Source organism: Pseudoflavonifractor sp. 60, from assembly GCF_009911645.1.
Lineage (GTDB): Bacteria > Bacillota > Clostridia > Oscillospirales > Oscillospiraceae > Lawsonibacter.
The window spans coordinates 1-1,839 of sequence record NZ_QWKI01000281.1 but is presented as its reverse complement, the minus strand read 5'-3'; the positions used below and the strand labels follow the sequence as shown (position 1 = coordinate 1,839).

General features: G+C 52.0%; 4 protein-coding genes. All 4 read right to left on the bottom strand.

Annotation, left to right across the window (positions count from 1 at the left end; all coding sequences use genetic code 11):
- On the bottom strand, window positions 1-371 hold a 371-nt coding region (locus tag D1646_RS21570; protein WP_201754801.1), incomplete at its 3' end, for a phage scaffolding protein.
- A 92-nt stretch (window positions 372-463) separates the two neighbouring features.
- The gene (locus tag D1646_RS21565) at window positions 464-610 is read right to left on the bottom strand and encodes a hypothetical protein (protein WP_160638413.1); all 147 of its coding nucleotides are present in this window, start codon (window positions 608-610) and stop codon (window positions 464-466) included.
- Window positions 607-792, bottom strand: coding sequence for a hypothetical protein (locus D1646_RS21560; protein WP_160638412.1), 186 nt, complete (start codon window positions 790-792; stop codon window positions 607-609). The genes D1646_RS21565 and D1646_RS21560 overlap by 4 nt, the downstream gene beginning before the upstream one ends.
- Window positions 793-794: 2 nt before the next feature.
- Window positions 795-1,839 (bottom strand): phage minor capsid protein (locus tag D1646_RS21555; protein WP_243154293.1); only part of this gene is annotated, 1,045 nt, incomplete at its 5' end.

Sequence of the window (1,839 nt, the reverse complement as noted above, 5' to 3'; positions counted from 1 at the left end):
GCTTTCAGGGCGTCCACGTCCAGCAGCGCCCGGATGGCCTTGGCATTGCGGCCCCGGGCGGCGGTGATGGCCTCCTTGAGCACCCCGTCAAAGGCCAGGTCCGCCAGCTGGGCCGCGTGCTCCCTGGCCTGGGTGTCCAGCTTGCCCTGGAGGGCCGCGATCTGCCCCTGGAGGTCCTTCACGTCCAGCCCCTCAAAGGCCTTCAGGCCCTCGGTGGCGGTGGCCAGCTGGGTCTTGATGGACTCGTAGTCCGCAAAGGGCTGCACCGCCGCCTCCAGGTCACGGGTGTTCTCCGCCAGAATGGCGTCGATGATCTCTTTCGGCAGGGGCGCGTCCCCCACCTTGAAGTTCTGCAAAAATTCCGGTTTCATAGCGTCTCCTTTCGTTTGGTTAAAATAAATGAGCCACCAGCCCATCGGGTCCCCCGACAGGTTGATGGCTCTTGGCTCACAGGCTCTTGGCTCTATGCGATATTCACTTCCAGGTCGTGCTTGCAGGCCTTGCACCGGAAGGGCATGTTGCTGACCTTGGTGTCCGTCCGGACAGGAAACAGTGCCTTGCCACAGTGCGGACAGCAGTACCAGGGGCGGTTATGGATGGTCTTAATCATGGCACTACCTCCGGCATCTCCTTGCCTGTTGCAAGGCACTCTTTGATGAATCCCACAAATTCTTCATATGTCATAGCATTACAACACAGCTCGTCATACCCATCAGGCTCAACACCATAGTGTTCCGCAGCATACTTTTTGTACAAATCAAGCAGTTCCTCAGTAAATTCGCTCTCCCACATTGTTACACCAATCCTTTCAATGCTATTATAGCACTGTTGAAGAAGTTTGGAAATAGCTCATTCATGAGTTCTATAACAGCATCGTTGTTTTCGTACAAAATACGCCCAAACTGCGCCCACGATTCAGATTCAAGTGCTCCGGGGATTAACCAATCCTTTTCTTTATGGCCATATCCGTAATATATTTTCCCGCCAGATAAACCATTCAAAATGTCAGAAATACCACGATACTTTTCTCCCATTAATGGTTCTCCTAATTTTGACGTCCGGCTAAATATCTCTGGATGCACTCGCAATAGGTAGCTCTTCACATTTCCGTTGCTTATTGCATTGAGTGCTTTATAATCTTTTTTCAAACTCTTCGCCAACGTTTTACTGATTTTAAATCCTTCATCTAGCTTATGAAACAGTTCGTGGGCAAGTGTGGATGGGCCAGCATTTTCACCAATACAAACGATATTTTTTAAAATACCGTCAGAATAATAGGAACGTCTCCCATCAACTAAAGTATAATCAGTTTTACGGTAAATTTTTCGTAAAACAGTCTTTGCTTCTGGTGTTGCTTTTGCGAGTCCATCTCGAAACGATTGCTGCATTTCTTTTGGCAGCTTATTAAATCCAACAACTGTCTGGCCTTCTACTATACCCTTAACCGTCCGCCTGGTAGCATCTCCAATATCGCTTTTCCGCACTGATAGTATTTTTGTCCCAACCCCTGCAACCTCCGTCCGCTCATACTGGGTCTTGAGCCCGGCGGCCTTGGAGAACTGAGCGTAGCGCTGGCGGAGGAGGGTCAGCTTAGACTGGTCCTGGGCCAGTTTTTCGGCGTCCCTGGCGGCCTCGTCCACCATGACGCGCCGCTTTTGGGCCCGGATGCTCCGCTCCAGCTTCCGCTGCATCTGGGTAGCCTCGTATCCGGTGTAATGCCGCCCGTCAATATCGACGCCCTTCTTGTTGTCGGTGCGGAACTGTTCCAGCTCCTCCTTGGAGTGCTGGGGGCGGCTGACCCCCAGGATGATGGGGAAGGCGGTGTGGCCGCAGTTCAGA